This is a genomic window from Georhizobium sp. MAB10, assembly GCF_045012825.1.
In the GTDB taxonomy this organism is placed as follows: domain Bacteria; phylum Pseudomonadota; class Alphaproteobacteria; order Rhizobiales; family Rhizobiaceae; genus Georhizobium; species Georhizobium profundi.
The window spans coordinates 3,077,326-3,103,445 of sequence record NZ_CP118314.1; the positions used below are offsets into that span (position 1 = coordinate 3,077,326).

A 26,120-nucleotide genomic window follows, 5' to 3' on the forward strand; every position below is an offset into this window, starting at 1 on the left:
AAAAAGCCGATCGACTGCCTGCCTAGCGTGCCGGGCTTGCCAAAAAGCAAACACCGGCATCTGTCGGCCTCTCTCGACGCAGCATGACCAATTCCCGATTAACGGGCGGCTGCACTCTTTACAATTGTGGGAACTACGGTTCGCACCGCATCGATGATGCGATCCTGCGTCGCCTCGTCGAGATAGGCGTGCATGGGAAGGCTGAAGACCTCGGCTGCAAGCCTGTCGCAGACCGGCAGCGCACCACCCGCCTTGGGGTAATGCTGGTACGCAGTCTGCACGTGCATCGGCTTCGGATAATAGATTGCCGTGGGAATGCCTTTCGCCTTGAGCGCGTCAAGAATGCTGGAGCGATCCCGACCGGGCGCCCTGATCGTGTACTGCGCCCAGGTGGACCGCGTGTCTTCCATGACGACAGGCGTGACGACGACGTCTGAAAGTCCATCGCTGTAGCGCTTCGCGACCCTGTCTCGCGCCTCGATTTCGCCGGGGAATAGCGCGAGCTTCTCGATCAGGATGGCGGCCTGGATCGAATCCAGCCGGCCATTCATGCCGATGCGGACATTGTCATAGCGCTCGCTGCCATAGCCGTGGTTGACCAGCGACCGGATGATCTTGGCCAGTTCGTCGTCGCCGACGAAGATGGCGCCGCCATCGCCGTAGCCGCCGAGCGGCTTGGCGGGAAAGAAACTGGTCGTGGCGATATGGCCGATCGAACCGGTGACGCGGCCCTTGTAGGTCGCACCAAACCCTTGAGCGGTGTCGCACATGATCCAGAGGGCATTTTCCTCGGCAATCGGCTCGATCCGATCGTAGTCGGCAGCTTGGCCGAACAGGTCGACCGGGATGATGCCGACGGGGCGATGGCCGGCAGCCTTGGCGTCCAGGATCGCCTGGCTCAGGCTTTCCGGATCCATGTTGTAGGTGTCTTCGAGGATATCGACGAAATAAGGGGTCGCGCCGAGCCAGGCGACGACTTCGCCGGTGGCGGCGAAGGTGAAGCTTGGGCAGAAGATCGCGTCGCCGGGACGCACGTCTTTCGCCATCAGACCGAGAGCCAAAGCATCGGTGCCGTTGGAGCAGGCGATGGCATGGGTCGCGCCGCAGAATTCGGCCAATTGTTTTTCCAATTCGGCGACTTCGGGGCCCATGATGTACTGGCCGTGATCGAGGACACGCGCAATTGCAGCGTCGATCTTCGGACGAATCACGGCCTGCTGGGCTGCGAGATCGATGAATGGAATGGGTTGTTCCGACATGACTGGCCTTTCATGCAATTGAGGCGACCGGCATCGCAATACCGGATACGCGCTAATGCTGTCCAATCGCGGACAGGCGATGATGTGCGGGGGAACCCGGCGCGGTACGCAGCCGATCGGGTCGATGACTGCCACAGAATCACCCGTGCAACAACCCGCCCCCACCTGCGCGCCATGCACGAGAGATTGGGTCAGTTCATGGCGCGTGATCGCGACCCGACGCCAAACATCTGTGGGTTTTGCGCCACGAGGGGCGAATGACCGGGCTTCGAGATGCTAGGTAGACGGCTTGGCTGACATCCGGGAGACCAAATGCGCGTCGACATCGACATGGGAGAGACAGGCGAGAACAAGCCGGCCTTGCTCGATCTCGAAGAGTTGCTCGCGACGCGTCTTCTCGTTCAGGGCAATTCCGGCTCCGGCAAGTCGCACCTTCTGCGGCGGCTCTTGGAGCAGAGTGCGCCTTGGGTGCAGCAGTGCATCATCGATCCTGAAGGTGACTTCGTCACGCTGGCCGACCGGTTCGGCCATGTGGTGGTGGATGCGGCCCGCTCGGAACAGGAATTGCTGCGCATCGCCGCGCGCATCCGTCAGCACCGTGTTTCCTGCGTCCTCAATCTCGAAGGGATCGAGGCGGACCAGCAGATGCGGTCGGCTGCGACGTTCCTGAACGGCCTGTTCGATGCCGAGCGCGACTACTGGTACCCTGTCCTCGTGGTGGTCGACGAGGCCCAGCTCTTTGCACCGGCGGCAGCGGGCGACGTGGCCGAAGATGCGCGACGCGCTTCGCTCGGCGCCATGACTAATCTCATGTGCCGTGGCCGAAAGCGTGGGCTTGCCGGTGTGATCGCGACGCAGCGTCTCGCTAAGCTTGCCAAGAACGTCGCCGCCGAAGCATCCAACTTCCTGATGGGCCGCACCTTTCTCGACATCGACATGGCACGCGCTGCCGACCTGCTCGGCATGGACAGGCGCCAGGCGGAAATGTTCAGAGACCTGAAGCGCGGAAAATTCGTGGCGCTTGGCCCGGCGCTTTCACGTCGTCCGCTGCCGATCGCGATCGGACGGGTCGAGACCGAGGCCCGCTCGACCAGCCCGAAATTGACGCCCCTGCCCGACGCGCCAGCACCGGAGGAAGCGCGCGATTTGATCTTTACGCCGGGTCCAGCCGAGCCGGTCGTGATGACGCGCCGAACCGCGCCGCCGCCGCGACCCACGACTGATATCCTGGCCGAACTCGCCAAGGCCGCTCCGGCCGGCGCGCAGGAGGAGGACGAGGAGGAGCTGAGCGAAGCCGAGACGGAAACGGCGGCTTTCGAGCGCGACCGGATGATCGACGGGCTGCTGACGGCCATCGTCGCCGATCCCGACGCCGCTTTCCGGAGCGACGGCGAGCTGTACCAGGATTTTCTCGTGCGGGCCCGTATCGCAAGGCTTCCCGGGCCGGCAGTCACTCTCGCTGTCTTCCGGCGGCGCTTTGCACTCGCCCGCGTCGGCATCGATGCGGAAATGGCGGCGAGCGACGACTGGAGGCAGGTCATCAATCTCGCGGAATCCCTGCCGGACGATGTTCAGGCGGTTTTCATTCTGGTCGCCAAGGCAGCGCTCACGGGTGCCGCCTGCCCGTCGGATGCGACGCTGGCACGGGCCTACGGCACCCATTCCACGCGCCGAGCGCGCCGGCTGCTGGACTATTTCGAAGAGCGCGGGCTGACGGTGGTGCGGACGGATTTCGCCGGCAAGCGGATCGTGGCCTTCCCGGATCTCGGCTGCGAAACCGGTCCCGGCGCGGCCGATGGCCCGGAAGCGAACCCGGTTTCACTATCCGCAGCCTAAGCTCTTACTCCAACCAACATGGCGTGTAGAAACGAAAAGGGCGGGCCGATGTGGCCCGCCAAGGTGGTTTCCTCTCTGATGTCGCCTCAGAGCCGGCTATGTTCGAAGATCAGATGTATGGCGGAACGCCGTAATAGTCGTTGATGCGGCGGGTGCTTTCGGTATCGCCCCAGTCGAACTCGCGTTCACGCGCGTAGCGCGGTGCGCCTTCAAGCTGATCCTTGGAAAGATCAACTACATAGCTTCCCTGGCGCTCATCATAGGTGAGCTTCTCCCATGGCAGCGGGTGATATTCCTCACCGATCCCGAGGAAGCCACCGAACGACATGATGGCATACTTCACTTTGCCGTCCCGCTTTCCGATGACGAGATCGTTGACGCTGCCAAGGTGCTCGCCCGCACTGTTACGGACTTCGGTGCCTTCAACGCGTGTCGCGCGGATATTTTCAGAAGAGACGTTCATCGTTCTGCACTCCCTTTTTTGGATGCAGGGGAAACGCGACGGCGAATCCGAGGTTCCTCAATTTGGCTTCACGCAACATTTGCCGCCGACTTTTCGCGTGAACCTACTTAAAGGTGAGTTTTTTAGTAGACTATTATGTCTGGGTGCTGCTAAGCGGTCGGAAACTTCCGGACCCACCGAACTCGAGATCTTCATGAATAGCGCAGCTCCTTTCCTTCTATCCGTCTTTTGCGCCCTTCTCGCCGTGCCCGCGCAAGCGCAGACGGCTCCGGAGCCCCAAGGCTTATCCATGGAATTGAACGCCACCGCCGAGACGGAGAACGGCTGCATGATGACGTTCGTCGTCGAAAGCGGGCTCGGCAGCGATATCTCGAAGGCTTCGTATCAAATGGTGTTCTTCAACGGTGGAGGCCTGGTGGAGCGCATGACAGTGCTCGACTTTCAGGACGTTCCCGCAGGTCGCACGCGCGTTCGTCAGTTCAACATTGGAGGAGCGGCCTGTTCCTCGCTGTCGCGCGTGCTCGTGAACGATGTGGCGACCTGCGAGAGCGATGACCTCAGCGAAGACGCCTGCATCGTCTCACTCGCGGCCTCGAGCCGGTCCGACATCGAATTGTCCAACTGACGCCGGAGGGCACAGCGTGATCAACCAGATCATCGACATCATCGCCAATTTTCTCGAACTCGGCGGCTGGGTCGTCGGCGTCCTGCTCGTCCTTTCGGTGTTTGCGCTTGCGCTGATCCTGATGAAGTTCGTGCAGTTCGCCCGCGAGCGGGTCGGGGCACACGGACGGGCCCGCAAGGCGATCGAGCTTTGGAGCCAGAGAGACTATCGCGGCGCGGAAGCTGCCGTAGCAAACGACCGTTCGCTCGTCTCCGAAACCATGGTCACCGCCATGCGGCTATCCGTGCGGCGCTCGGTGTCCAAAGCGGCGGTCGAGGAAGAAGTCAGCCGCATCGCGGTCGACCGCCTGCACAAGCTGCAGCGGGGCTTTCGTGCGATGGATGCCATTGCGCAGATTGCCCCGCTGCTCGGCCTTTTTGGGACGGTTCTCGGCATGATCGAGGCTTTCCAGAGCCTGCAGGGCGCCGGCAATGCCGTCGATCCGTCCATTCTCGCTGGCGGCATCTGGGTCGCGCTTCTGACGACGGCTGTCGGTCTTGCGGTCGCAATGCCGGTCTCGCTGCTTCTCACCTGGTTCGAATCCCGGGTCGAAAACGAGCGCGTTGCTGTCGAGACGCTCACCGGTGCGTTTCTGTCGTCACGCGCGCTCGGACTGCGCGATGGGCATGAGAGCGAGCAGCATCGTGATTTCGCCGCCACCGTAGACGCGCGGAGCGCTGCCTACTGATGCGCGTCCAGGCCTCAGTCCGAAGAGCAAGACGGCTGTCGCTTACGTCGCTGATCGACGTGATCTTCCTGCTGCTGTTGTTCTTCATGCTGTCCTCGACCTTCACCCGGTTCGCCGAGGTGGAGTTGACGGGCGCGCAGGCAACGACCGGCTCGTCCGGCACGCCGGACGTGCTGGTGCGGTTGGCGGATGACGGGTGGAGCGTCAATGGCCTTGCCCATGCCGATATTGCGAGCGTCGCCGCAGAGGTCGCGCGGCTCGAAGAAAGCGGTGCGGAATCAGCCGTGCTCCTGGTGCGCGGCGAGGCGCAGTCGCAGGAATTGATAAGCGCCATCGAGGCGATCCGCGGCGCAAGCGCCATCCCCTTGAGCGTCGCGCAATGACGATGGCGATCGGAACGAAGCAATGAAACTGCCCGCCCCCAAGAAGAAGACAGCGCCCGAGAACACCATCACGCTCATCAACGTGGTGTTTCTCATGCTCATCTTCTTTCTGGTCGCCGGATCGCTGACGCCGCCCATCGACCAGGAAGTCTCGATGATCAGCACGAGCGAAGCAGAACGGACGGCACCGGCCGACACGCTCGCGATCCGCGCCGATGGATCGCTCTGGTATCGCGGCCAACCGGTAACGCTCGAGACCTGGGCTGCCGAATACACCGACGGCGAGAATGCTGCGGATAGGCCGAAGCTGCTCGTCGATCGGGCGTTGCCCGCATCTGACCTGATCGAGATCGCCAGCGGCTTGCGCGCGCTCGGCGTCGAAACCGTGACCGTCATGACGGAGCGCGCCGCGCCATGAGCCGCACCCAGCCCCTTATCGACCTGATGGCGTATGATGCCGAGCCTCCCGCCGGCGGCAGCGACTTCGAGCCGATCGATTTTGTCCCTTCCAGCGAAAGGGCGACATTGATCGAGGGGCTTGCCGATGCCCATGGATCGCTGCCTTCGACATCGACCGCCGAGGCGGATGCTATCGACCCAGCGGACATTCCACTCATTGCACGAGGACGCCAGAGCGCCGGCCTGACGCTTCAGACGATTGCCCTTCTCGCCTCCGTCGCCATCCATCTGGGGGCAACGGTTGCCTTCATGAACCGGACGCCGGATATTCAGATCGCTGGGGGTGGCCCCATTTCGGTTTCGATGATCGGCAATGCGTTCGAAGACGCGGAATTGGTGGGCGAAGTTACGCCCGAGCCTGTGGAGACCGCTCCCGTCGAGCCGGTGGAAACGGCAGAACAGCCCATCACGCCGCAGCAAGCGCCTGTGGAAACGCCAGAGGCCGAGGCAGAGACTCTGCCGGAAGCACCGGTCGAGGAGATTGTTCCTTCGACTGATGGCATCGTCGTTGCCGAAGAGCCGGCACCGATCGAGCCCGAGCCTTCCGAAACGGTCGAGCAGGAAACGGTGCCGGTGGAGCCGGAGCCGCTGGAAGCCGAAAGCGCGCCCGAAGAGGCGCCGATCGAAAGTGCAGAGACGATCGAGCCGCTGCCGGACCCCATTGCAAATGCGCCGATCCCGACGCCCCGTCCCGCCTATACGCCCCCGCCACCGCCGCGCCAGGTCGCGGAGCCGGCTCGCCCGGCGCCACAACCGCAGGGCAATCAGGGCCAGCAACAGGCACAGCAGCGCCAGGGCACCAGCGATGGCCAGGCGCAATCGGGCGCGGCCACGCAAGGGTCACAGGCCAGTGCCCAGGCGCAAGCCGCCGGCAATGCTGCAGTCTCCAACTATCCAGGCCAGGTGGTGACAAGGCTCAGGCGCGCGCTGCGCTACCCGGCAGCTGCCCGGCGGGACCGCCTCACCGGCGAAGTGCATGTGAGCTTCACCATTGCGGCAGGCGGCGGTGTCAGCGGCATTTCCGTCGTGCGCAGTTCGGGCTCGCCAGTGCTCGATCAGGCAGCCATCGAAACAGTGCAGCGGGCCGCGCCCTTCCCGCAGATTCCTCAGGCGGCAGGCCGCTCCTCATGGCCTTTCACGGTGCCGCTGGCATTCACGCGCTGAGCCGCCTATAGCTCGACGCTCCATTTTCCCGCATGCCCCATCCGACATAATTCTGGCGAAGATCCCTGACCATGGCCGACCGTCCGCCTCGCATCCACCTCGACAATGCCGATCTGACGCGCGGCCATCCGCTTGTGGTGCTCTTTCGCCTGATCCGCGACGAACGCCGCCGCGTGGTCATGGCGACCGCCTCCTCGATCATCAACAAGATTTTCGACGTGATGCCAGAGATCCTCATCGGCATCGCGCTCGACGTCGTGGTGCGTGGCGAGGCGTCCTTCGTGGCGCAACTCGGCTTGAGCGACCCGACCGATCAGCTGATCGCGCTCGGCATAGCAACGTTCCTCATCTGGTTCGGCGAGTCGCTGTTCGAATATATCTACCAGGTTCTCTGGCGCGGGCTGGCGCAGGACGTGCAGCACCGCTTGCGCATCCTTTGCTACAACCACGCACAGTATCTGCCGACGCGCTTCTTCGAGGAGCAGCGCTCCGGCAACCTCGTCACCATCCTCAACGACGACATCAACCAGCTCGAGCGGTTTCTCGACGGTGGCGCCAACACGCTGATTCAGACCTTTGCCGCCGTCATCCTCGTCGGCACGGTCTTCTTCATCGTCTCGCCGCTCATCGCGGTCGTTGCCTTTCTGCCGGTCCCGGCGATCATCTTCGGCGCGTTCTGGTTTCAGAAGCGTGCCCAGACCCGCTACGACACGGTGCGCGCGCGGGCCGGCCAGCTCGGCGCGAAGCTGACGACCAATCTACAGGGCCTCGCCACCATCCGCGCCTTCGGTGCCGAAGAGCGCGAAACGGAGGCGCTGTCGCAGGAAAGCGTCGGCTATCTGACCGCCAACCGTGCCGCGATCCGTATCTCGTCCGCCTTCATCCCGATCATCCGCATGGCAATCCTGTCAGGCTTCCTGGCGACGTTTCTCATCGGCGGCTGGATGACGCTGAACGGCACGATGGAAGTCGGCGCTTACGGCCTTCTCGTCTTCCTCACGCAGCGGCTGCTGTGGCCAATGACCGGCCTGGCCGAAGTCGTCGATCTCTACGAGCGCGCGATGGCATCGACGCGGCGCATTCTGAGCCTGCTCAACGAGCCGATCGCCAAGGACGAGGGCACCCATGACGTTGCCGTCGACGGCCGCTTCGCCCTGAAGGACGTCGCGTTCCGCTATGAGACGAGCAATGGCGGCGTCAATGGGATTGACCTCGACATTCCAGCAGGCCACACGGTTGCGCTCGTCGGTCCGACCGGCGGCGGGAAGTCCACACTGATCAAGCTGATCGGTCGGTTCCTTGATCCTCAGTCGGGCTCCATCGCGCTCGACGACGTCACGCTCGATCGCTGGACAATCAAGGCGCTACGGCGCTCGATGGCTTGGGTGCCGCAGGAAGTGACGCTGTTTGCCGGCTCGGTGGCAGACAACATCGCCTATGGACGCCCTGACGCAAGCCGTGACGAGGTGATTGCGGCGGCCCGGCTTGCGGAGGCAGACAGCTTCATCAGCGCCCTGCCCGATGGCTACGACACCTCGATCGGCGAATACGGCCAGAAGCTTTCCGGCGGCCAGCGTCAGCGTATCGCGCTGGCGCGCGCCCTTCTGCTCGACCCGCGCATTCTCATCCTTGATGAGGCAACCAGCGCCGTCGACAACGAGACGGAAGCCGCGATCCAGCGCTCGCTCGCTAAAATGCGTGGTCAGCGCACCGTCATTCTCGTCGCCCATCGTCTGTCTACCGTCGTCCATGCGGACACGATCCACGTGATGGAACAGGGCCGCCTCACCCAATCCGGCACCCATGCCGAGCTGATCCGCCAGCCGGGCCTCTACCGCACGCTGTGGAGCATCCAGACCGGCGAGGCGCCGCGTGAAAGCGCGACCGTCGAGGACATATCGAAGGTGGCACGGTCCTGACGGCGCAGCCCAAGGGACTGATCTGCCGCGTGGATTTGTTGTGCGAGCCCCGCGCTTGGGTATAGTGCCGCTGGGGTCGACACATGACAGCGGCCCGATCAGGATGGGCCAAGCAGTGAAAGTCGTGTCACCGTTGCAGCGCTGGCTGTTGCTTGGGGCGTCGTTTGCCATCCTCGCCGCGCTGATCGTGGCGCTTGGCTCACCTCTCGCCCAGCGCGCCTATCTGGACGAAGCCGAGACCCGGGCCCAGACCACCTTGCGGCTCGCGGTTGCGGCGCTTCGCGGTCATCTCAGACGCTATGAGGCGCTGCCCTCGGTCGTGGCTGACTATCCGATCATTCAGGCGATGGTGATCGATGCCGACAATCAAGCGCTTCGAGACCGCGGCAACGCCTATCTCAAGCGCATCAACGCGCTGCTGAACTCCTCAGACATCTATGTCATGCTGCCGAATGGCGAGACGATCGCGGCAAGCAATTTCGATGGAGACGTCTCCTTCGTCGGAGAGAATTTCTCCTATCGCCCCTATTTCACCGAGGCTGTCGAGGGCCGGCAGGGTCGGTTCTTCGCGCTCGGCACAACTTCGCTGAAACGGGGCTATTACTTTTCCGCGCCGATCCGGATCGGTGCCGTGGTGCGCGGCGTCGTCGTCTTCAAGGTCGATGTCGACATGATCGAGGCGACCTGGGCCGGCGGCGACAGCGAGATCATCGTCACCGATCCCGAAGAGATCGTCTTCATGACGAGCCGCCCGGAATGGCTTTATTCCGCGTTGGAGCCTCTGACGCCGGATCGCATCGAGCGCACCCAGATTTCGCGTCGCTATGCCGATGCGGACCTTGCCGATCTACCGATACGCCGCGCACGCTCGGTTGAAGAACACCAGTTGATCGCGATCGGCGGATCACGCGCTTCCCAAGAATTTCTCATGCTCGGTGAGCCGATGGACGAAGCCGGCTGGACCGTGCGGGTTCTTCTCGACACGACATCAGCGCGCACCCAAGCCCTCACGCTCATCGCCGCTGCGCTGATGGTGCTGGGGCTCGCAACACTTGTGGCAGCCTTCATCCTGCAGCGCAGCGCACGGCTTGAAGAGCGCACGAGACTGCAGAGTGCCGCACGCGAACAGCTGGAGCAGAGGGTCGCCGAACGCACCGCCGATCTTGCAGCCGTCAACCGGCAGCTCGAAACGGAAGTCAGCGAGCGCCGGGCGACGGAGCAGCAATTGCGCCAGACGCAGACCGATCTCGTGCAGGCCGGCAAGCTTGCGGCTCTCGGCCAGATGTCGGCAGCCCTTTCGCACGAGTTCAACCAGCCACTTGCCGCGGTCAGGAACTATGCCGACAACGCCGCCGTGCTGATCGAGCGCGGCCGGGTCGTCGAGGCGAGCGACAACATCGCCCGGATTTCCAAGCTCACCGAGCGTATGGCTTCGATCAGCAAGCATCTACGCAATTTCGCGCGCATGCCGAACCGGCAACTGCGCGCCGTTCCGCTCGAGCAGGTGGTCGCCGACACGATGGAAGTCATCGCATGGCGGCTGAAGGCTGCAGACGCGGAGATCCACATCGACCTCGGCCCGGTACCGCCCATCGTCCGCGCCGGTCCGGTCAGGCTGCAGCAGGTGCTGGTCAACATCATCTCCAACGCGGCCGATGCCGTCGAAGGGCTGGACGACCGTCGCATAGATCTGACGGCTCGCAGCTCCGGTTCGCGGGTGCTGATCACTGTCCGCGACCGCGGTCCCGGCGTACCGGAGGGCATTGTCGGGCGCGTGTTCGACCCCTTCTTCTCGACCAAGGGCGTAGGCAAGGGCCTCGGTCTTGGGCTCTCGATTTCCTATAACATCGTCAAGGACTTCGGCGGGAACTTGAGTGTGGAGCGTCATCAGGAAGGCGGCGCGGTCTTCACCATCGCGCTCGATGCCGCCGAGCTCACTTTGAACGAGGCGGCCGAATGAAGGCGCCGCTCGTTCTTTTCATCGACGACGAGGAGGAAGTCCGGCGCTCCGCCGCCCAGTCGCTCGATCTTGCCGGCTTCCAGGTTCGCAGCCTCGGCCATGCGGAGGCGGCGCTGGAACTCGCGACGCAAGGCTTCAATGGCATCGTCATCACCGACATCCGCATGCCTGCCATGGACGGAATGACGCTGATGGGTCGCATCCACGAGATCGATCCGGATATTCCGGTCATCCTGGCAACCGGCCATGGCGACGTGCAGCTTGCGGTGCGGGCGATGCGCGAAGGCGCCTATGACTTCATCGAGAAGCCGTTCACGTCCCAGCATCTCGCCGATGTGGCAGCGCGCGCGATCGACCGGCGTCGGCTGGTGCTCGAGAACCGGCTGCTGCGCGCCGTCGCCGGCAAAAGCGACGACGTGGAAGCCCGCATGCCCGGCCGAACCCAGGTGATGATCGATCTGCGTTATCGGCTGCGCGCCGTTGCCGCTACCGATGCCGACGTGCTGATCATCGGCGAGACCGGCAGCGGCAAGGAGGTGGTGGCTCGCGCGCTGCATGATTTCTCGTCCCGTGCCGGCAAGCCCTTCATCGCGATCAATTGCGCCGCGCTGCCCGAAGCGCTGATCGAAAGCGAGCTCTTCGGCCACGAGGCCGGTGCGTTTCCAGGTGCCATGCGGGCGCGATACGGCAAGTTCGAGCACGCGCGTGGCGGTACGGTGCTGCTGGATGAGATTGGCTCCATGCCGATCGGCCTGCAGGCAAAACTTCTGCGCGTCATTCAGGACCGTGTGATCAGCCGTCTCGGCTCCAACGAGACCCTGCCGCTCGATGTGCGCTTCGTGGCAACCAGCAAGACGGAACTCGACGAGGACGTCGCCGCCGGACGCTTCCGGGCCGACCTGCTCTATCGGCTGAATGTCGTGACGCTGCGGGTGCCATCGCTGCAATCGCGGCGGGAGGACGTGCCCCTGCTCTTTCTCCAGCTCGTTCGCGAGGCGGCGGCACGGCATCGGCGCGAAGACATCGATGTGCCGCCCTCCGTCATGAGCGAGGTATCGAACAGGCTCTGGCCCGGCAATGTGCGGGAGTTGCGCAATGCGGCCGAACGCTACGTCATCGGGCTTGGCCTCGCTACGGAAGCCGAGCCAGTTGCCGTTTCCAACCGGCTGTCGGAGCGCGTATCGGAATTCGAGCGTGGCGTGATCGCCAGCCTGCTCACTGCCCATGGCGGCACCCTCAAACCGGTCTATGAAGAACTCGGGATCTCCCGCAAAACGCTTTACGAAAAGATGCAGCGCTACGGCCTCGATCGACGCGATCACAACCAGAACTGATCCTGATGGGTCGCCGACGACCCATGGCACTGCCCCTATGTTACGATTTCCACCCATTCGGACCGCCCGCCGCTTCCAATCATGCGGGATGCCCCATTGATATGTTGCCACGGGGTTAAGAGCCGCTCTTAATGACCCACGATCTCCACTGGCGGTCTGTCAGTGGCTCTATCGTTTGGGAGGAAATCATGAAAAAACTCACGACCGCTCTTCTGGCGGCGGCTGCAATGACGTCTGTCAGTGCCGGCATCGCTTTCGCGCAGGCTGACTATCCGACCAGCCCGGTCACCATCGTCGTGCCCTTCGCGGCCGGCGGCCCCACCGACACCGTTACCCGTCTGATCGCCGAGCCCATGTCGGCTGAACTCGGTCAGCAGGTCATCGTCCAGAACGTCGCCGGAGCCGGCGGTACGCTGGCCGGCACTCAGGTGGCCAATGCGCCAGCCGATGGCTATCAGATCCTGATGCACCACATCGGCATGTCGACCGCGCCGACGCTCTACCCGGATCTCGCTTACAACCCGCTCGAAGATTTCGAGATGATCGGCCTCGTCACGAACGTCCCGATGACCGTCATCGCCCGCAAGGATTTCGAGCCGAATACGTTCGAAGAGCTCGTCACCTACGTTCAGGAAAATGCCGATAGCGTCACCTACGCCAATGCCGGCATCGGTGCTGCGTCGCACCTCTGCGGCCTGCTCTTCATGAGCGCCATCGACACGCAGGTCACGACCGTTCCCTACCAGGGCACGGGTCCTGCCATGACCGATCTTCTCGGCGGCCAGGTCGACTTCATGTGCGACCAGACCACCAACACGACCGGCCAGATCACCAGCGGCGAAGTCAAGGGCTATGCCGTCACGACGCCGGATCGCCTCGATGCACTGCCGGACCTGCCGACAACAGCTGAAGCTGGCCTCGATGAGTTCCAGGTCGGTGTCTGGCATGGCCTCTACGCTCCGGCCGGTACGCCGCCGGAAGTCATCGAGAAGCTGACTGCTGCTCTTCAGACGGCGCTTCAGGACGAGAACGTCATCACGCGCTTTGCCGAGCTCGGCACCGTGCCGGTCTCGCTGGAAGAGGCAACGCCGGAAGCACACGAAGCTTATCTCGCAGAGCAGATCGACCTTTGGGCTCCGATCATCGAAGCTGCCGGCGAAATGGCGCAGTAATCGGCCTCAAGCGGCAGACACAACTGACCCGGGGTGCGCCAAGCGCGCCCCGGACATCTTCTTGATCGAGGACCGCCGCTTCGCGCGGCTCAGGCTGCGGACATGAACGTTCCGCGCCACAGGGAGCGACGACTCTCCATGGGCAACCAGAAATCCTTCAATGACATCGCGTCCGGCCTGATCTTCATCGGGATCGGCATCGCGTTCGGTTATGCCGCCTCCGGCTACCAGATCGGGACAGCGCTTCGCATGGGACCGGGATATTTCCCGCTCGTGCTCGCCGGCCTCATGTGCATCCTCGGCATCGCCATCGTCGTCAAAGGCATGGCGCGTGACGCGCAGCCTTCCGAATTCGGCATCGTGCCATGGCGCGGGATGGTGCTGCTGCTTGGTGCCATCGCCTTTTTCGGCTTCACCATTCGCGGCCTTGGCCTGGTCCCGAGCCTCTTCGTCGCGCTCCTGATGGCGAGCCTCGCCAGCCGCCGAAACACGCTTTTGAGCGCGCTTGTTCTCGCGACGAGCATCACCGCTCTCTGCGTTGTAATCTTCATCTACGGGCTCAGCGTGCCGATCGCGCTCTTTGGCCCGTGGCTACCACTCTGAGGATCAGCCGATGGAACTTCTCGCCAATCTCGGTATCGGCTTTTCCGCTGCCCTCGACCCGACGAACCTGCTCTACTGTTTCGTCGGCGTGTTGCTCGGTACGCTCGTCGGCGTTCTGCCGGGCATCGGACCCACAGCGACGATCGCCATGCTGTTGCCCATCACCTTTTCGTTCGAGCCGGTCACGGCGCTCATCATGCTCGCCGGCATCTATTACGGTGCTCAGTATGGCGGATCGACCACGGCGATCCTGATCAACCTGCCGGGCGAATCCTCTTCCGCCGTCACCGCGATCGACGGCTACGAGATGGCCAAGCAAGGGCGAGCCGGTCCGGCGCTTGCCACCGCAGCGCTTGGCTCGTTCTTCGCCGGCACGGTGGCCACGCTGATCCTAGCGGTTGCTGCTCCACCCCTCGCCCGCGCGGCGTTGAATTTCGGGGCGCCGGAGTATTTCTCTCTGATCGTGCTCGGGCTTCTCGCCTCGATCGCTCTGGCCCATGGCTCCGTGCTCAAGGCGCTCGCCATGATCGTGCTGGGGCTGCTGCTTGGCATGGTTGGCCAGGACATCTACACCGGCACGCCGCGCTTCACCTTCGGCTTCTTCGAGCTTTATTCGGGCATCAACTTCGTCTCGGTCGCAGTCGGGGTGTTCGGCGTCGCCGAGATCCTTCGCAATCTCGAGAACGAGACCACGCGCGAAGTTCTGGTCAAGAAGGTCGAGAACCTCTGGCTGACCAAGGACGATTTCAAACGCATCATCGCGCCGGTGCTGCGCGGCACCGCGCTCGGATCGGTTCTCGGCATTCTGCCGGGCGGCGGCCACGTCCTGTCGTCCTTTGCCTCCTACTCGCTCGAAAAGCGCGTATCCAAGCACCCCGAAACCTTCGGCAAAGGCGCGATCGAGGGTGTTGCGGGCCCGGAATCGGCCAATAATGCCGGCGCGCAGACCTCGTTCATCCCCATGCTGACGCTCGGCATTCCGGCGCATCCGGTCATGGCGCTGATGATCGGCGCGTTCATCATCCAGGGCATCACACCCGGTCCGAACGTGATCAACGACGAGCCGATCCTGTTCTGGGGCATCATCGTGTCGATGTGGGTCGGCAATCTGATGCTGGTTCTGCTGAACCTGCCGCTGATCGGCCTTTGGGTGAAGCTCCTGACAATCCCCTACAAGGTGCTCTTCCCGGCCATCATCGCGTTTGCCTGCATCGGCTGCTACTCGATCAACCTCAACGTCTTCGACGTCTATGCAATCGTCGTCTTCGGCTTCATCGGCTACCTGCTCGTCAAACTGGGGTGCGAGCCCGCGCCGCTGCTGTTGGGCTTCGTGCTCGGCCCGCTTCTGGAGGAGCATCTGCGTCGCGCCATGATCATCTCGCGCGGCGATCCGATGATCTTCGTCGAACGTCCGATTTCTGCCGTCCTTCTCGCCTGCGCGGTTGCCGCCGTCATCGTCGCGGTCCTGCCGTCGGTCCGCAAAAAGCGCGAAGAAGTGTTTGTCGAAGACGATTGACGGTTTTTATCGGCGCGCGCTTGTTTCAGGCGCGCGTCGGCGTATAGGTGCGGCACCATGCCGCCCGGCGGCAACCCCTACCTCCAAGGCTTCCTCATGGAAAAATCCAGTTACAGCTACTTCACCTGGGCATTCATCGTCACCGTCGTGGGTCTCGCACTTGGCGCGTGGGTGGGGTGGAACTTCACCGGGACGATCTCCGGCACGCTCTCCATCTTCTTCATCTGCGTCGTTCTGGCCGTTCTGGAAATCTCGCTGTCCTTCGACAACGCGATCGTCAACGCCAACAAGCTGAAGGAAATGACGCCCGTCTGGCAGCAGCGCTTCCTCACCTGGGGCATCCTGATCGCCGTTTTCGGCATGCGCATCGTCTTCCCGCTGCTGATCGTCGTCATAGCGGCGAATGTCGGTCCCTGGGCCGCAATCCAGCTGGCGATTGCCGAGCCAGAAGAATACTCCCGCATCATGGGCGAGGCCCATCTCTCGATCGCAGCCTTCGGCGGCACCTTCCTCATGATGGTCGCGCTCACCTACTTCTTCGATGAGCACAAGGACATTCACTGGGTGCACGCGATCGAGTCGCGGGTTTCCAAGTTCGCAGCGATCAAGGGCGTCGAAATCGCCTTCGTCCTGATCCTGATGCTGACCTTCGCTTCGTTCCTGGATGAAGCGGATTCGGCCACGTTCGTTCTGTCGGCGATCTACGGTCTCGTCACGTTCCTCGCGGTCGACGTGCTCGGTAACGTGCTCGACCAGCAGCAGGCGGCGCTGGAAGGCGCAGCAAAGGGCGGCTTCGGCGCGTTTCTGTACCTCGAAGTGCTCGATGCATCCTTCTCGTTCGATGGCGTCATCGGTGCATTCGCCCTGACAAACAACCTCTTCATCATCGCCATCGGCCTTGGCATCGGCGCCATGTATGTACGTTCGATGACCATCATGCTGGTAGAAAAGGGAACGCTTGCCCAGTACCGGTATCTCGAGCACGGTGCCTTCTACGCGATCCTGATCCTCTCGGTGATCATGTATGCGCAGTCGCTGACCCACATTCCGGAAGTGATCACCGGCCTCGGCGGCGCAGCCCTCATCGGCCTCTCACTCTGGTCGTCGATCCGCTACAATCGCAAGCACGGCGTGGAGGGCAGCGACGTCGAACCGGCGACGCACGCGCACTGACGCTCGAAAGAAATATCTGAACAGCAAAGCCCGAGGCTGCCAACCGCAGCCTCGGGCTTTTCATTGCGTCAGCTAAAATTTTAAATGAACTTGGAAAGAGCGGCGAAGTCGACGGAGGAGACGCCAAAATTGGCTGCTTCCAGCTCGCGCAGGCGCTTCTCGGTCACGGCGATCGAATGGTCGAGCTGCTCGAACGTATGGTCGCTGGTGATGAAGAAGCGTAGACGCGCCTGCCCTTCCGGAACGGCAGGGTGAATGATCGGAAGCACGTTCACGCCATCGGCGATCAGATCGTTGGATAGCCGTGCGGCGCGCACACTGTCGCCCACCATGATCGGCACGACCGAATAGCCGACGCTCAGGCCCGTATCGAGGCCTATACGGGTCGCCTGTTCCACGAAGTATTGTCCATTCCGCTTGAGCTTTCCGACACGCTCCGGCTCGTCGCAAAGCGCCTCCAGGCTCGCGCTGGCTGCGGCGGCGAGCACCGGCGCCAGGCCGACGCTATAGACGAAGCCGCCGGCCGACGCCTTGAGGACATCGATGAGGGCGCTCGTTCCGGCCACGTAGCCGCCGCAGGACGACGTCGTCTTGGACAGCGTTCCCATGCGAATGTCTACGTCTTCCGGCGCAATGCCGAAATGCTCCATCGTGCCGAAGCCGCGCTGGCCGAGGACGCCCAGCGAATGCGCTTCGTCGACCATCAGCCAGAAGCCGTAATCGTGCTTCAGCTTCACCAGACCCGGAAGGTCGGCAATATCGCCGTCCATCGAATAGACGCCTTCGACGATGACCATCGTGCGGCGATATTCGCCGGCGGTCGCCATCAGAAGCTCTTCGAGGTTTTTCAGATCGTTGTGCTTGAAGAACCGCCGCGTGGCGCCCGAGAGGCGGATGCCGGAGACGGCGCTGTTGTGGATCAGCTCGTCATGGATGACGAGATCGTTCGGACCAAGCAGAGCGCTGATCACGGCAACGTTCGTGAGATAGCCGCTGACGAAGGTAACGGCCGCCTCCACGTCGTAAATGCCGGCGATCTGCTGCTCCAGCTGCGTGTGGATCGGGCGCTCGCCCCCGACGAGACGGCTTGCAGAAGCAGAAATCGCATAGCGATCGATGGCAGCCTTGGCAGCTTCCATGACCTTCGGATGACGGTTGAGCCCCAGATAATCGTAGGACGCGAAGTTGATCAGGTTCTGGCCGTCGATGCGCGTCGTGGCGCCGGCCGATCCTTCATGCGCCCGGTAGAACGGATTGCCCATGCCGAGCTGCTCGCCTGCCGAGCGCTGGGCGACGACCTGCTTGTACTCCGGAAGATCCTCGAAGGCCGGCGTCGCCCGCAGGCTGCGGCTGACGGCCGCCCGCCTCGTCGATCTGTCGAAGCGGTCGGGTGCAGCCGCACTGCTGCTCTTGCGCATGTAATCGAGCACACTGGAGCGAACGGCACGACCGGTGGAGTTTCCGGTGCCGTTCGCCGACTTGGAGTCTTCACTCATTCCTAGGGCGTCCCTGCCTGACGATTCTCGATGTGCTTCTGGGCCAGCGAACCGACAAGCCCCGCACCTTCCGGTGCCGGCTGCTCCTCGGCATCATCCGCGCCAGCGGCCTTTTGCACCCGATCATAGAGTTTGACCGCGATATCGCCGACCGTCGTCGTGTCCGACACGCCGCTCAGCGGCATCTCGAAACCCGTGCGCTTCTGGAAGCCCAATCCCACCTCGATCGCCATCAGACTATCGAGACCGATTTCCTTCAAGACACGGTTGCGTGAGATGCTGTCGATCGGAATGCGCAGGATGCCCGCGATCTCGCCAGCGATCAGATCGTAAAGGATCTGCTGGGCGTCATCGGAGGACTTGCCGGCGATCATCGCCACGAGATCGATCTCGCCACCATCGGCCGCCAGCGCCGACTGATCGACGGAACGCAGCACCGTTTCGAAGAGCGGCGTTTTCGACAGGGCAAGGTTGTGCGCGGTTGCCCAGTCGATCTGCGAGATCATCACGGCAGCCGCATCGACCGTCCCCGGGTCCTGCGCGACGTAGTTGGCAACGAGTTCCAGGGCTTCGTGCGACGCAAGCGCGCTGTCACCGATGCGCTTGGCGAGCAATTCGCCGACCGCCTCGTTCTTCGACAGGAAGCCCACATCGCCGATCGCGCCGAAGCCGATCGCCAGCGCCGGCAAGCTTTCCGCGCGTCGGGCGCGAGCGAGCCCTTCGAGGAAGCCGTTGGCTGCCACGTAGTTCGCCTGGCCGGGATTGCCGATCAGCGTCGTTGCCGACGAGAAGAGGATGAAATGATCGAGATCGTCGACCCGCGTCAGCCGGTCGAGGTTGGAGGCACCCAGTGCCTTAACCTCGATCACCGGGCGGTTGCGGCTGGGCGTCAGGTTCGAAATCAACGCGTCGTCCAGAACCATGGCGGCATGGACAACCGTTTTCAAAGGTGCGTCGCGACGCAGGCGCTGCAACAGATGATCGACCTGCGCCTCATCGGTGACGTCGCATGCATGGACGCTCGCCGTGACGCCCTTTTCGGCCCAGGTGGCGATGGCCGCTTCCGTTTCCTGATCCGCACGGCCGCCACGCGAGCAAAGCGCGATCTTTTTGGCGCCCATGTCGACGAGCCACGAGGCTGCCGCGAGTCCGAAACCGCCGATGCCGCCGACGACCAGATGGATACCGCGCGGATCGACCGACATCTTGGCACCGGATGCCCGACGCACTTCGTCGACGCCCGATACGGGCGGCGTGATGACGATCTTGCCGATGTGGCCGGACCCCTGCATGAGGCGGAACGCACCGCGGATCTCATCGAAAGCGAACTGCCGGTAGGGCAGCGCGGTGAAATCGCCGCGTGCGAAGAACACCGAAAGATCCTTGAACAGGCGCCGCGTCAGCTCGGGCTTCGCCACCAGCAGCTGGTCGGCATCGATCCCGAAATAGCTGACATTGCGACGGAACGGGCGCAGGCCGATCTTGCTGTCGGCGTAGTAGTCGCGCTTGCCGAGCTCCAGGAACCGGCCAAACGGCTTCACGAGGCCAATGGAGAGTTCCATCGCGTCGCCGAAGAGCGAGTTGAGGACGACGTCGACGCCTTCACCACCGGTCGCCTCAAGCACTTCGTCGACAAAGTTCAGCGACCGGGAGTCGAATACGGCATCGACGCCCAGCATTTCCAGATAGCGGCGCTTTTCGACCGTGCCGGCGGTTGCGAACACGCGCGCGCCCTGCTGTTTGGCGACCTGCAGGGCAGCAAGGCCCACGCCGCCGGCTCCGCCATGGATCAGAACGGTTTCGCCTGGCTGCAGACGGCCAAGCTCGACAAGGCTGTAATAGGCCGTCAGGAACGCCACCGGCAGCGTCGCTCCCGAGACGATGTCGATCTCGGGTGGCAGGGGTGCAACGCCGGCGGCATCGACCACCATCTGCGTCGAGAACGCAGCCGGGCCGATGGCCATCACCGCATCTCCAGGCGCGAAACCTTCAACTTCAGCCCCTACGGCAGCAATGCGGCCGGAGCACTCCATGCCGATCGTGGCGCCGGCAAAGCCGTCTTCGAGCGCCTCTTCCGGCAAGAGACCCATGCCCCACATGACGTCTCGGAAATTGAGGCCGGTTGCGGCGACGTCGACGACGACTTCACGCGGTCCGGGGATCTTCTCGTGCGCGACCTCTTCCCAGACGATGCTGCCGAGCTGCGAAGCAACCAGCTGACGGATCGTTGCACCAGCGAAAGAGCGGGTGCGGGAGACGTCGGACGTCACCGGGCCCTGTACGGCGCGCAGGCGGCTGAAGGCACCCGTAGTCGCGTCCAGAACAAACTCGCGATCCTGGCCTTTGCCATCAAGCTTCGATGTGATCGACGCTGCCAGCGCGTCGTCGATTTTGGCGCCATCGGTATCGAAACTGGTCACGTCGATGAAGCTGTATTCGTTCTTCAGAACGCGCAGGAAGGTCCAGATGCCGCCGTTGGATGCGGAGAACGCGTCCTGGCCAGCCTTACCACCGGGCGCACCGCCCGGCATGACGACAGCGAGACGCGGCGCGGGCGTGATCCCCTCGCCGCCCAGCCGTGCAAAAGCTTCGGCCACAGCGCTCAGATAAGTGGTGTGACGAAGAAGCGTCTCGGATCCCGCCTCGGTGATTTCTTTCGAGCAGAGATAGAGAAGCGCCCTGCCCTGTTCGACGGCAGCGGTCACGGCTTGATCAACCAGCGCGATGTCATCGTCCAGCTCGCCCGTCAGCACATGGAGCGAGCCCGAGCCGAAAGACCGCGCTGCCTCTTTTGCTTCTGCGCCCGCCACGATGATCGGGGCGCCTGCATCAGCAGCCGGTACCGAGGCCATGGCGTCTGCGGCATCGGAGACTTGACCCTGAACCGCCAGAACGGGCCCTGAACCAGGCTGCAGCGTTTCGACTTGCGCACTGGGCAGGCCCGCAAGCTTGAACAGCCGCTGCCAGTCTTCGCTTCCACCGTAGCGGCCGACCGGGAACAGCGGGTCCTGGCTGCCGGCGAACCAATCGTCGCTCAGACCGAAGACGAAATCGACCAGCGCGTGCGGTGCGTCGCTCATGAACAGCAGACGCGCGTCTTGGCGCAGCGCGGATTTCAGCCGCTGTCGGTACTCGGCGCTGTTTTCCAGCAGGCCGTACAGCGCGTTCGACGCGCTGACCACGATGTCGAAGCCGGCATCGAACGCGAGCGCCTGCGGCTCGATCACGTCGACGCGCGGCTCCTTCTCGAACTCGATTTCCAGGCGGCGACGGGCGCCATCGCGGCCTTCGGCTACCACCAGGCTGCCACCATGGCGACGAACGAGATCGGCCATGCGGCGGCTAAGCGCGGTGGAAACACTTTCCAGTTCCAGCACGCGCAACTGACCGGAGGGACGCGTCGTTGCGGCTTCGAGCGATGCCGCCAGGGCGTCGATCAACGCAGCTGAGCGGAACTGGGCGCCGGCACCATGCATGTCGTAGTGCGACCGGGTGGCTTCTGCGATGAAGCTGCCGTTGAGTTCGGCGATGTCGGCGCCGGCAGCGAGGCTGTCCAGCCGGTGGATGGTCTCGCAATAGGCGTCGTTGACCAGAACGGCTTCGACCGCGCGGGCCGGATCGCCTCTGACGACATCGGCCAGGATCTGGTCGAGCGGCGGCAATTCGCAATCGGGCTCGATCACCCAGCCGCGCTCGGAATTGCGGGCGAGATCGGCCTGCTCGAGAATGAACAGGCAATAGGCCATATGGCTGCGCAGCCCGGCGTTTTCGGGCAGGCTATGCGGCATGACCAGATGGCGCGGATCGGCAAGCCGAACGGCAATATCATGGCAGGCACGATAGATCGCTGCCTTCAGCATGATGGTCGTGTCGTTCTCGCCGATTGTGACGGCTGCCGGTGCGAGCTTGCCGACACGATCGTTGGCGAGTGTACCCGCAGCGACAGCGGGCAGCGCCTGGTAGTGGAACGAGGTGTCGTAAAGGGTGCGGTGCTGGCGCAGATAGGTGCGGCGGAACCGGCAGTCGGTTGCATCCGCTATGGCGTTGCCGGCTTTATCGAAGAATGTGAAGGAAGCGCGGATCGAGTGTTCCGATACGCGGTCGATGTCGATGCGCGCACCAGCTAGCTCGGCATCGGGCTTCAGCAGACGGATACGGCCGAAACGGACCGGGATGTAGGGTGCGCCGCCGAGAGCGCCGGTATATTCGCCGAACAGCGCCACGAGACCGTGGAAAGCCGCATCGACGGAAACCGGGTTAAGCCCGTAGCTGACATAGCGATGGGCAGGCTTCGCCGCAGCCACCAGGGTCGCAACGATGACGTTGCCCTCGAAGAGCTCGGCTCGCTTCATGAGCTGGAAGCTCGGACCGTAATCGAGGCCAAAGCGTTTTGCGGTCTTGTAGGCGTCAGCCGCCGTAAAGGTGCGCAGCGGACTGCCTTTCGGCCTTTGCGTTGCCGTCTTGATCGCACCGTCGCGCAGCGCCCGGCCGCGGGCAACCGCATGCAGCGTCCAGTCGTCATCGCTCAGACGTTCGCGCGAGCGTATTTCGATGTCACCGGTTTCCGGCGAGATCACGGTGGAAAGCTCGGTCAGCGTCGTCGCCTGCAGTTCCAGGGGGCGCATGATTTCGAGATTGGTAACCTCGACCGTATCGATCGCGTGGTACTGGCGCAGCGCGCTGAGCGCGATCTCGATGAAGCCGCTGCCCGGCAGGATCGGCTTGCCGTCGACCACGTGCTCGGCGAGGTCTGGGAAGAGATGCCGGTCGACATGGTTCTTCCAATGCCCGCTCAGCGGATCGACGCGCCAGCCGGCAAGCGTGTAGGGCTCATCGACATCGCGGCCGTACAGGGCAACCGCATCGCTTGTCCGGGCCGGTTTGACGATCGCCTTCTCGAACGGCAAGGACGGCAGCCGCACGAATGCGTTGCGCTCGCTGAGACATGATTTCGCGTCGAAGGCAGCGCCATGGGCGATGGCGCGCGACAGCGAGCGTCCGACCGGATCTCCATTCTGGCCGATCGGCTCCTTGGCGAGCGTCGCGATGGCAACACCGGGGATGCCGCGCGCCTTGACGGCATCGCGCAGATAGGCCGCAAGAACCGGGCGCGGGCCGATCTCGATGAAGACCGTGCAACCCTGCTCGATGGCGGCTTCCACGCCCGACTGGAACAGCACCGGCTCGCGCACATTGCGCCACCAATAGGAGCTGTCGAGCGCCTTGCCATCGAGCTTGGCGCCGGTGACGGTCGAGATGAAATCCACCTCCGTCGGCCGAAGCGAAATCTGCGTCAGATCGGCGAGGAACGCCTCCTGCGCCATGTCGATCATTGGGTGGTGGAAGGGATAATTGATGTCGAGAACCGATGCCGGGATCTTGCGCGCACGCGCAGCGTCGCGGAACGCTTCGATCTCGTCTGCCGGGCCGGTCATGGTGACCGAGTTCTGGGCATTGAAAGCACCGACGCACAGGGCATCCAGGCCTTCGGCCTTGGCAAGATCCATCGCGTCATTCGCCGACAGCATGACGGCCGCCATCTTCCCGAAACCGGCAAGGCGATCCTGATGAAACGAGCGCTTGGCGACGATCGAAACGGCATCGACGAGCTGAATGGCGCCGGAGGCATAGGCAGCCGCAACTTCGCCGACCGAGTGGCCAAGAACTGCGGACGGCTTGACGCCAAGCTTGACCAGCGTATCGGCAAGCGCCGCCTGAACGGCAAACAGCAGGGGCTGTGCAATCTTGGTATCAGCAAGCCTTGCGCCAAGATCTTCGGCGAAGAGCAGGTCTGAGAGAACAACATCTGCATGCAACTGGAAAAGCGCGCTGATTGCCGTGAAGCGTTGCCGGAAATGGATGTTCTGCTTGAAGGCGTCGATCCCCATGCCGGCCCATTGCGAGCCGTTGCCGGAGAACACGAATGCGACCTTGCCCTCGGCCAGCGGCGCATCCGCCACTTCGGCGGCACCAGGCCGATCGTTCAGATATTCGTCGATGGCATGGACGATAGCGTCGGGCTCGCTCGTGTTGACGACGAAACGGCTCTTCAGCATCGTGCGGTTCGCGCCGGCGGCAGCGGCGACGTTCTGCCGCTGTGTCTTGCTGCCCTTGGACAGCATGTCCCGGTAGGAGCTCAGGAGGTTGTCGAGGCTGGATGTCGTCTGTGCAGATGCCACGAAGACGCCCCTGCCCGGTACAGCGTCCGGCCGCGGCTGGTCGTTCGCCGGATCGGAGATGACGATGTGGGCATTGGCGCCACCAAAGCCAAAGGAATTGACCCCGGCATAACGCCGGCGTGTGCTTTTCAAAAGCTCGATCGGTTCGGACGCGACGCGGACATTCAACGCATCGAAATCGATATTTTCATTCGGCACTTCGAAATGCAGTGATGCCGGCACGTAGTTGTGCTCGAGCGCGAGCACCGCCTTCATGAGGCCGAGCACACCCGATGCCGGCTCCGTATGGCCGATATTCGACTTGATCGAACCGACGGGAAGCGGAGCACTGCGCTTCTGGCCGATTTCCGTGCCGATGGACCACAGCTCAGCCGGATCGCCGACCTTGGTGCCGGTCCCGTGCCCCTCGACGAAGGCCAGCTGGCCGACATCGACGCCGTTCTCGCCATAGATCGAGCGCAGCAGCGCCGCCTGCGAGTTACGCGACGGCAGAGAGATGCCGTTGGTGCGACCGGCGGAATTCGTAGCGGATGCAACGATCGTCGCGTAGCTGCGGTCACGCTCCTTGATCGCCCGATCGGTGCGACGCAGCACGAAGACCGCTCCACCCTCGGAGCGAACATAACCGATACCGCGGTCGTCATAGGCGCGGCACAGCCCATCGGGCGAGAGCATGCGCGCCTGGGCAAAGCCGACGAAGGGCAAAGGATGGGCAAGAATGCTGACGCCGCCAACGATGGCGGTATCGATCACACCGGCTTCCAGCGACTTCACCGCCTGATCGAGCGCAATCAGAGAGGACGAGCAAGCGGTATCAACGGTGAGGCTCGGCCCGCGCAGGCCGAAGATATGAGAGACGCGGTTGGAGACGACCGAGAGCGTGTTGCCGCTCATGAAATACGGACCGCCGGCGGCCGGATCTTCGGACAGAAGATTGGCGTGGTCGAGGCTGGATGCCCCGACATAGACGCCGATGTTCTCTCCGCGGATCGATGCGTGGTCGATGCTCGCATCTTCCAGAGCGCGCCATGCCAGTTCCAGAACAAGCCGCTGCTGCGGGTCGAGATGCATTGCCTCGCGCTGCGACATGCCGAAGACGTTGGCGTCGAACGCATAGAGGTCGCCGATCACGCCGGCCGCAAAAGTATAGGTCTTTCCAGCCGTTCCGATCTGCGGATGCCAGTAGCGCGCATGATCCCAACGGTCGTGCGGAATCTCCGTCACCGTGCAGCGCCGGTTCTTCAGAAGATCGAACAGCTCTTCCGGGTTGCCCGCTCCAGGAACGACACAAGCGCGGCCAATTATTTCTACTGTCATGTACCCGCACGCAGCATTGTGGAAGATAAGACTCCGTCAATGCCGTGAAGTCCCGGCCAATGCAACCCTTGCAGCCGGCTCCGTCCACCACTGTGGCCGCTTGGCGCAGGAGGCGCCTGGGACAATTGAGAATGTGAGCACAAATCGAAAATGGCGCGATTGCGGCGAAAGGATGCGACAAAATCCAGCATTCTGGTCATCCGCAGGTATCTCACCAGCCCGGTTGCATTGAGTATGCTCTGCGGAGGCACGCGTGTGGCGGGTAAGAGCCTCATGCCGCTCAACGGTCAGAGCGAACACGTCAGGTACACGTCATGCGTGTAGCGTCATATTTCTTAATTTTTGGCGGTCGTTCCACGGGCTGCGACATCACGCAACATGTGATGCATTCTTATGTATTGATCGGCTTCACTGAGGCCGAGCCGAGGCTTTTACAGTCAGCATTGGCTAACGATTCCGGTTGACTTTGCCGTGCCAGGCCGTTTTTTCGCGACATCCGATAGCGGATCGCTTTACTGGAGTGCGTTAGCGCTTC

General features: G+C 63.0%; 17 protein-coding genes. 13 read left to right on the forward strand and 4 right to left on the reverse strand.

Features of this window, described 5'->3' with window-relative positions; genetic code table 11:
* Positions 1–98: 98 nt before the first annotated feature.
* A complete protein-coding gene (locus tag PU133_RS14755; RefSeq protein ID WP_404862296.1) occupies positions 99–1,259 on the reverse strand; it encodes a DegT/DnrJ/EryC1/StrS family aminotransferase in 1,161 nt (386 codons plus the stop codon).
* 312 nt (positions 1,260–1,571) lie between these two features.
* Here PU133_RS14755 and PU133_RS14760 point away from each other — a divergent pair, with 312 nt between their 5' ends.
* Positions 1,572–3,095 (forward strand): helicase HerA domain-containing protein, encoded by a 1,524-nt coding sequence (locus PU133_RS14760; RefSeq protein ID WP_404862297.1) that lies wholly within the window; start codon positions 1,572–1,574, stop codon positions 3,093–3,095.
* A 109-nt stretch (positions 3,096–3,204) separates the two neighbouring features.
* Here the strand turns inward: PU133_RS14760 and PU133_RS14765 are convergent, their stop codons facing one another.
* On the reverse strand, positions 3,205–3,558 hold the full coding sequence (locus PU133_RS14765; RefSeq protein ID WP_126013397.1) for a PRC-barrel domain-containing protein: 354 nt from the start codon (positions 3,556–3,558) through the stop codon (positions 3,205–3,207).
* A gap of 289 nt (positions 3,559–3,847) precedes the next feature.
* Between PU133_RS14765 and PU133_RS14770 the strand changes: the two genes are divergently transcribed.
* From PU133_RS14770 to PU133_RS14825, 12 genes are all read left to right on the forward strand, one after another.
* Positions 3,848–4,183: a hypothetical protein gene (locus PU133_RS14770; RefSeq protein WP_404862298.1), complete on the forward strand. Its 336-nt coding sequence runs from the start codon at positions 3,848–3,850 to the stop codon at positions 4,181–4,183.
* A 16-nt stretch (positions 4,184–4,199) separates the two neighbouring features.
* On the forward strand, positions 4,200–4,910 hold the full coding sequence (locus PU133_RS14775) for a MotA/TolQ/ExbB proton channel family protein (RefSeq protein ID WP_404862299.1): 711 nt from the start codon (positions 4,200–4,202) through the stop codon (positions 4,908–4,910).
* Positions 4,910–5,293, forward strand: coding sequence for a biopolymer transporter ExbD (locus PU133_RS14780; RefSeq protein ID WP_404862300.1), 384 nt, complete (start codon positions 4,910–4,912; stop codon positions 5,291–5,293). Before PU133_RS14775 ends, PU133_RS14780 begins: the two co-directional genes overlap by 1 nt.
* A 22-nt stretch (positions 5,294–5,315) precedes the next feature.
* Entirely contained in the window at positions 5,316–5,711 is a 396-nt protein-coding gene (locus PU133_RS14785; protein ID WP_404862301.1) for a biopolymer transporter ExbD, read from the forward strand.
* Entirely contained in the window at positions 5,708–6,916 is a 1,209-nt protein-coding gene (locus PU133_RS14790; RefSeq protein WP_404862302.1) for a TonB family protein, read from the forward strand. Before PU133_RS14785 ends, PU133_RS14790 begins: the two co-directional genes overlap by 4 nt.
* 71 nt (positions 6,917–6,987) lie before the next feature.
* Positions 6,988–8,835 carry an ABC transporter ATP-binding protein gene (locus tag PU133_RS14795; RefSeq protein WP_404862303.1) on the forward strand — a complete coding sequence of 616 codons (1,848 nt, stop codon included), beginning with the start codon at positions 6,988–6,990 and terminating at the stop codon, positions 8,833–8,835.
* Positions 8,836–8,950: 115 nt separating this feature from the next.
* Positions 8,951–10,795, forward strand: a complete 1,845-nt coding sequence (locus tag PU133_RS14800; protein WP_404862304.1) for an ATP-binding protein — start codon at positions 8,951–8,953, stop codon at positions 10,793–10,795.
* Positions 10,792–12,129, forward strand: coding sequence for a sigma-54-dependent transcriptional regulator (locus PU133_RS14805; RefSeq protein WP_404862305.1), 1,338 nt, complete (start codon positions 10,792–10,794; stop codon positions 12,127–12,129). Before PU133_RS14800 ends, PU133_RS14805 begins: the two co-directional genes overlap by 4 nt.
* Before the next feature lie 188 nt (positions 12,130–12,317).
* Positions 12,318–13,301, forward strand: a complete 984-nt coding sequence (locus tag PU133_RS14810; RefSeq protein WP_404862306.1) for a tripartite tricarboxylate transporter substrate-binding protein — start codon at positions 12,318–12,320, stop codon at positions 13,299–13,301.
* Between the two features lie 102 nt (positions 13,302–13,403).
* Entirely contained in the window at positions 13,404–13,904 is a 501-nt protein-coding gene (locus PU133_RS14815; RefSeq protein ID WP_404862307.1) for a tripartite tricarboxylate transporter TctB family protein, read from the forward strand.
* Between the two features lie 10 nt (positions 13,905–13,914).
* Positions 13,915–15,420 carry a tripartite tricarboxylate transporter permease gene (locus tag PU133_RS14820; RefSeq protein ID WP_404862308.1) on the forward strand — a complete coding sequence of 502 codons (1,506 nt, stop codon included), beginning with the start codon at positions 13,915–13,917 and terminating at the stop codon, positions 15,418–15,420.
* 96 nt (positions 15,421–15,516) lie between these two features.
* A complete protein-coding gene (locus PU133_RS14825; RefSeq protein WP_404862309.1) occupies positions 15,517–16,593 on the forward strand; it encodes a DUF475 domain-containing protein in 1,077 nt (358 codons plus the stop codon).
* 80 nt (positions 16,594–16,673) lie between these two features.
* Here PU133_RS14825 and PU133_RS14830 read toward each other — a convergent pair whose 3' ends face one another.
* Both PU133_RS14830 and PU133_RS14835 read right to left on the reverse strand, forming a co-directional pair.
* Entirely contained in the window at positions 16,674–18,089 is a 1,416-nt protein-coding gene (locus PU133_RS14830; RefSeq protein WP_404862310.1) for an aminotransferase class I/II-fold pyridoxal phosphate-dependent enzyme, read from the reverse strand.
* A gap of 2 nt (positions 18,090–18,091) precedes the next feature.
* On the reverse strand, positions 18,092–25,585 hold the full coding sequence (locus PU133_RS14835) for an SDR family NAD(P)-dependent oxidoreductase (protein ID WP_404862311.1): 7,494 nt from the start codon (positions 25,583–25,585) through the stop codon (positions 18,092–18,094).
* Between the last annotated feature and the right edge of the window lie 535 nt (positions 25,586–26,120).

What these genes read in the sequence shown, in the direction of transcription:
- PU133_RS14755 (WP_404862296.1), bottom strand. Translation starts at nt 1,259, where the DNA reads ATGTCGGAACAACCCATTCCATTCATCGATCTCGCAGCCCAGCAGGCC.
- PU133_RS14760 (WP_404862297.1), top strand. Translation starts at nt 1,572, where the DNA reads ATGCGCGTCGACATCGACATGGGAGAGACAGGCGAGAACAAGCCGGCC.
- PU133_RS14765 (WP_126013397.1), bottom strand. Translation starts at nt 3,558, where the DNA reads ATGAACGTCTCTTCTGAAAATATCCGCGCGACACGCGTTGAAGGCACC.
- PU133_RS14770 (WP_404862298.1), top strand. Translation starts at nt 3,848, where the DNA reads ATGGAATTGAACGCCACCGCCGAGACGGAGAACGGCTGCATGATGACG.
- PU133_RS14780 (WP_404862300.1), top strand. Translation starts at nt 4,910, where the DNA reads ATGCGCGTCCAGGCCTCAGTCCGAAGAGCAAGACGGCTGTCGCTTACG.
- PU133_RS14785 (WP_404862301.1), top strand. Translation starts at nt 5,316, where the DNA reads ATGAAACTGCCCGCCCCCAAGAAGAAGACAGCGCCCGAGAACACCATC.
- PU133_RS14790 (WP_404862302.1), top strand. Translation starts at nt 5,708, where the DNA reads ATGAGCCGCACCCAGCCCCTTATCGACCTGATGGCGTATGATGCCGAG.
- PU133_RS14795 (WP_404862303.1), top strand. Translation starts at nt 6,988, where the DNA reads ATGGCCGACCGTCCGCCTCGCATCCACCTCGACAATGCCGATCTGACG.
- PU133_RS14805 (WP_404862305.1), top strand. Translation starts at nt 10,792, where the DNA reads ATGAAGGCGCCGCTCGTTCTTTTCATCGACGACGAGGAGGAAGTCCGG.
- PU133_RS14810 (WP_404862306.1), top strand. Translation starts at nt 12,318, where the DNA reads ATGAAAAAACTCACGACCGCTCTTCTGGCGGCGGCTGCAATGACGTCT.
- PU133_RS14815 (WP_404862307.1), top strand. Translation starts at nt 13,404, where the DNA reads ATGAACGTTCCGCGCCACAGGGAGCGACGACTCTCCATGGGCAACCAG.
- PU133_RS14820 (WP_404862308.1), top strand. Translation starts at nt 13,915, where the DNA reads ATGGAACTTCTCGCCAATCTCGGTATCGGCTTTTCCGCTGCCCTCGAC.
- PU133_RS14825 (WP_404862309.1), top strand. Translation starts at nt 15,517, where the DNA reads ATGGAAAAATCCAGTTACAGCTACTTCACCTGGGCATTCATCGTCACC.
- PU133_RS14830 (WP_404862310.1), bottom strand. Translation starts at nt 18,089, where the DNA reads ATGAGTGAAGACTCCAAGTCGGCGAACGGCACCGGAAACTCCACCGGT.
- PU133_RS14835 (WP_404862311.1), bottom strand. Translation starts at nt 25,585, where the DNA reads ATGACAGTAGAAATAATTGGCCGCGCTTGTGTCGTTCCTGGAGCGGGC.